This is a genomic window from Moorena sp. (genome assembly GCF_982860115.1).
Genome location: NZ_CEYLVT010000386.1, coordinates 1 through 4,023, shown reverse-complemented (window position 1 = coordinate 4,023; position 4,023 = coordinate 1). Strand labels below are relative to the sequence as shown.

General features: G+C 47.7%; 5 protein-coding genes and 1 pseudogene. 4 read left to right on the top strand and 2 right to left on the bottom strand.

What is annotated here, in order from left to right; all coding sequences use genetic code 11:
• A partial coding sequence (locus AC4II3_RS31755) for an RNA-guided endonuclease InsQ/TnpB family protein (RefSeq protein WP_490723021.1) occupies positions 1-437 on the top strand: 437 nt, incomplete at its 5' end.
• A 167-nt stretch (positions 438-604) separates the two neighbouring features.
• On the opposite strand, the gene AC4II3_RS31750 is transcribed toward AC4II3_RS31755, so the two are convergent.
• Complete coding sequence (locus AC4II3_RS31750) at positions 605-1,183, bottom strand: Uma2 family endonuclease (RefSeq protein WP_488017285.1); 579 nt, start codon at positions 1,181-1,183, stop codon at positions 605-607.
• 210 nt (positions 1,184-1,393) lie between these two features.
• On the opposite strand from AC4II3_RS31750, the gene AC4II3_RS31745 reads away from it, so the two are divergent.
• Complete coding sequence (locus AC4II3_RS31745) at positions 1,394-1,672, top strand: lipopolysaccharide assembly protein LapA domain-containing protein (RefSeq protein ID WP_488017287.1); 279 nt, start codon at positions 1,394-1,396, stop codon at positions 1,670-1,672.
• Positions 1,673-1,683: 11 nt separating this feature from the next.
• Here AC4II3_RS31745 and AC4II3_RS31740 read toward each other — a convergent pair whose 3' ends face one another.
• Complete coding sequence (locus AC4II3_RS31740) at positions 1,684-2,340, bottom strand: hypothetical protein (protein ID WP_488017289.1); 657 nt, start codon at positions 2,338-2,340, stop codon at positions 1,684-1,686.
• A gap of 120 nt (positions 2,341-2,460) precedes the next feature.
• Here AC4II3_RS31740 and AC4II3_RS31735 point away from each other — a divergent pair, with 120 nt between their 5' ends.
• A complete protein-coding gene (locus AC4II3_RS31735; RefSeq protein WP_488029746.1) occupies positions 2,461-2,661 on the top strand; it encodes a hypothetical protein in 201 nt (66 codons plus the stop codon).
• Positions 2,662-3,655: 994 nt separating this feature from the next.
• Positions 3,656-4,023, top strand: a pseudogene (locus AC4II3_RS31730) (hypothetical protein); the annotation flags it as partial.

Below are 4,023 nucleotides of genomic sequence, written 5' to 3'. Positions count from 1 at the left end.
GCGTAATCCGGTCTAACGACCTGGTCGCCTATGAAGATTTAAGAGTCAAAAATCTGGTCAAAAACCATTGTTTAGCTAAGTCTATTAACGATGCTGGTTGGTATCAATTTAGAAAATGGTTAGAGCATTTTGGGCATAAGTTTGGTAGGGTCACCGTTGCGGTAAATCCTGCCTATACAAGCCAAAACTGTTCTGAATGCGGCGAGGTAGTAAAAAAGTCACTATCAACCAGAACCCACGTCTGCGAATGTGGCTGTGAACTAGACCGTGACCACAACGCCGCGATCAATATTTTAAAGAGAGCCTTGGGTACGGTGGGGCACACCGGAACCTGGATCATAGATCCCAACGCTTCGGGAGATCTGACCTCTACTGTTCTTGGTTCCGGCCAGGTTCAGCAAGTCGGGTCGTTGAGCGAAGAATCCCCGCGTCTTTAGACCGGGGAGTGTCAAGACAGTCATGTGGTGGGGCCAGTCTAGAGGGAACGTCAGTAGGGTGGGCTGCATGTCGATGATAACTGTACTTTTGGTGAAACGATCATGACGCAGCCCACTCTACCCAACTGATAGCTCATAGCTGACAGCTGACAGCTGACAGCTGATAGCTAAATCTGCCGACGAAACGCTCTAATCGCTTCTCCCGCATCGGTTTCCGCCATCAAAACACAGTGTGTAAACCAATCAAGATCTAGTTCACTCAGTCCGGGTAGCAAGCTACGCTCGATTGGGAAATAACTACCATCAGTAAGATGATAAAGCTTTAGTAATCCATCTTCCCAAAACCAAACCTCAGGAACACCTAAAGCTTGATAGCGTTCTAACTTACTGATGCCACCACTACTAAACACCACTTCAATGGATAAATCGGGAATCGGTTTAACACTACCGATGCAATAAGACTCATCAGCTTGGGCAGAGGCGACTCCTTCTTTTTCCTGAGTCATGGAGCGAGTTGGCTGAAAGAAAATACCCTTTTCCGTCAGAAATGTTGTGATTAAGTAACCGATGATACTGGCAAAAATTTCATGTTCTCGTCCTGGCATCAGAATCTCGATTATTCCATCATAGTAAAACAGCCGTACTCCAGGAGAACCATCAAAGCCCTTCTGGATGAACTTAAACTGTTCCCAGGTGCCATCATGAACAATGCGTTGATCGGTGGTTTGGTCGAGTAGTGGGGGCATCGCTCTCACCTCGGGCTATCCTTAGCGGCCATTGTGACATAGTCAGTCAGTAGGGTGGGCTGCATGTCGATGATAACTGTACAAATAGTGAAACTAGGATTATTTGCACACCCTACACCTACTGTTGACAGAATCAGGTATTCTATGGGCTACTGTGCTAGAAAAAATAATACATAGAGTCAAACAAGTCATCAGAAACTTGTCACCATCATGAACTATTCCCATATCAGAATTCTTACTAATCTTCTGACATCTCTGATAGTTGCTATTTGGATTAGTGCGATCGCTATTTTCTCGATCCAAAATATCACGGAAGTATCCGTGAAGTTTTTAGTCTTCGAGTCAATTGATCTGCCAATCGGTGTTGTCTTGGCTATTAGCGTTGGTATTGGTCTTCTTGGGGGAGCGATCGCACCTCTAGTGTGGCAGCTTTTGGGACAATCCTTGAAATTCCGAGATTCTGAGGATGACTTATACTACGATGACTAGACTTGGGCAATCTACTCGTAGTCCATCCGGTCATAAAGTCTATCGTCATATTGATGAGACATAAACTCAGAGCGCCGTCTAGCTGGTAGGGAAGGAGGAACACCAGAGTAGGGGTGTTGGACCACGTAAGTTGTACGAGGAGGACGCTGTGGTCGTGAGAGCAAGGCTAACCCCCCAATCACAACGGCACCACCACCAATGGTTACGGCCATACCGCCAAGTCCCCAAAGTATCCCTGACATCAGGGTATTTGCCGTCTCATTATTAGTTTTACGATTAGGGATTAGTTGCTCAGGAGCCCTGATCACACTGGCATCAACCTGAGCAGTTAGATTGTCTAGCAGTAACTGCTGATTGTGAAGTTGGGCTTTGAGCTGTTCAGTTTCAGCTCGTTGTTGCTCAACCATAGTTTTGAGCTGCTCAGTGTCCCGCCGCTGCTGTTCAACATTGAGCATATTATTTAAATTATTATTTAAGTTCGGCGAAGCTAGAGCCTGATTTGGCGGTTGATCTGTGTAAGGAGAATTATAGGGATTGTTAGGGGAAATTTGGAAGGGTTGGGAAGAGGGAAGGTTATTCGCCACCATATTGCCTCCTCCTTTGAGGAGAAACAATGCTGCCATACCGGCAAAGGCAGCCCCCGTCAGGAATGCCATACCATCACTCATTAATATTGCCTCTCAACTGGAACCGAATTACAACGAATGGCCACTACTGCTAAGGTCGCATATTTTTTAGCTTACGGCAAAAGAAGCCCCTGACATTTTAACGCGCAGCATAAGTGTGGGATGAATTTTGCACAGGGTATGCATGGAATTTCTATAATAGACTTCGCGGCAGTTGTCGGGAACAGGGAACAGGGAACAGGGAACAGTGGACAAGAATTGACGCAAAGCGATGCAGCGCGGTCTTGGGGAGGCAGCGCGGTCTTGGGGAGGCAGCGCCTTCATGCGGGGGTTCCCCCCGGAGACGAAACCTTAGACAGTTGAGCCTTTATGGTTGGTAGGCTATGCAGAAAAGGGGTAAAACTTATTGATTAAGGCTCAACTGTCTTACGGTAACTTGGCCTTTGGCCACGCTTCGCGAACAAACCATGAGCGACTGCCGTGGTTTCCCCCACTCGCGCTTTGCATCAAGAGAGGGCAGTCCGTTCTTAAAGCCCAGCGCCTCCTAAGCAATAGCCGGATTGGCGCTTGTTGCCTAAACTGAACCTGAAAGGTCAGTTTAGGAGCTGTCACTTAATTTCACCAACGTTGGGCAATAAGCCCTGTGCCCATAGTTTTGGGGAATTTTGGTGTTTCAATGGCAACCATACCCTAAATTGATCTAGACGGTTGACCCATTCCCCCACCACGAGAACGCAGGTGGGGGTCTGAGAACTGCCTATTGTGGTATAATTGGTTTAGCTTGAGCGGTACGGTAAAGGACAGAACAAGATTCTGAGCATCCTAGAGGCACGACCTCTCAACGCCAGGGAAAACAAACCTGTAAATCCTGTGTAGTCGGTTTATATACGTCAGACTCTAGGTAAAATTTTCTAATACAAGCCCCATAGCGGAAGCGATGCAGCGCGGTCTTGGGGGAAACCCCCATGAGCGACTGCATCAAGACAACGACTTGGGGGAGAAGTCCAGCAAAAGTCCTGGCTTTTCGGCGCGAATGCCGCCTGTCGCGAGGGATAAACCCTTGTAATCAAGACGGACACCCCCACCTCCCGTAGCAGTTGGGGGGAGCATTCATAACTAGATTGGGGCCAATGTCTACCCTAGCTCATTTTGAAAATTTTGCGATTTCTTGATGAACTTTCCCTAATTACTATGGATAATGGTGTGGAAAAATCGTTTCAGCCCCCTAGGGTAACCTGAAGATAGTCTTACCCAGTAAGGAATTGAGTGACATGAGGGGTAAAACCCTTTAGCCGATTATCAATGGTTTCATAGCATCTTCGATATATGTTAAGAGCAAGTTATCAAACCTTGACATTTGAGTAGGGAATCGGGAATCGGGAGTCGGGAATCGGGAATCGGGAGTCGGGAATCGGGAATCGGGAGTCGGGAGTCGGGAGTCGGGAGCGGTGCGACCTGTAGCGAATTTAATTCGCCACGGGTCGCACCTGTAGAATGGGCATCAGGCGTGGAACTGGCATCAGGCGTGGAATGGGCATCAGGCGTGGAACTGGCATCAGGCGTGGAATGGGCATCAGGCGTGGAACTGGCATCTTGTGTAGAACTGGCATCTTGCCAGTTTCAATATATTTTCGGGCGGGCAGGATGCCCACTCTACGAATATTCATTCAAACCCACATTCCGCAGGTTCGTCCTCAATTTGAATAATTTTCTCTTTGCTTACAA

Excerpts from the sequence above, each read along its gene's own strand:
- AC4II3_RS31750 (WP_488017285.1), bottom strand. The coding sequence starts at position 1,183 with ATGCCCCCACTACTCGACCAAACCACCGATCAACGCATTGTTCATGAT.
- AC4II3_RS31745 (WP_488017287.1), top strand. The coding sequence starts at position 1,394 with ATGAACTATTCCCATATCAGAATTCTTACTAATCTTCTGACATCTCTG.
- AC4II3_RS31740 (WP_488017289.1), bottom strand. The coding sequence starts at position 2,340 with ATGAGTGATGGTATGGCATTCCTGACGGGGGCTGCCTTTGCCGGTATG.
- AC4II3_RS31735 (WP_488029746.1), top strand. The coding sequence starts at position 2,461 with ATGAATTTTGCACAGGGTATGCATGGAATTTCTATAATAGACTTCGCG.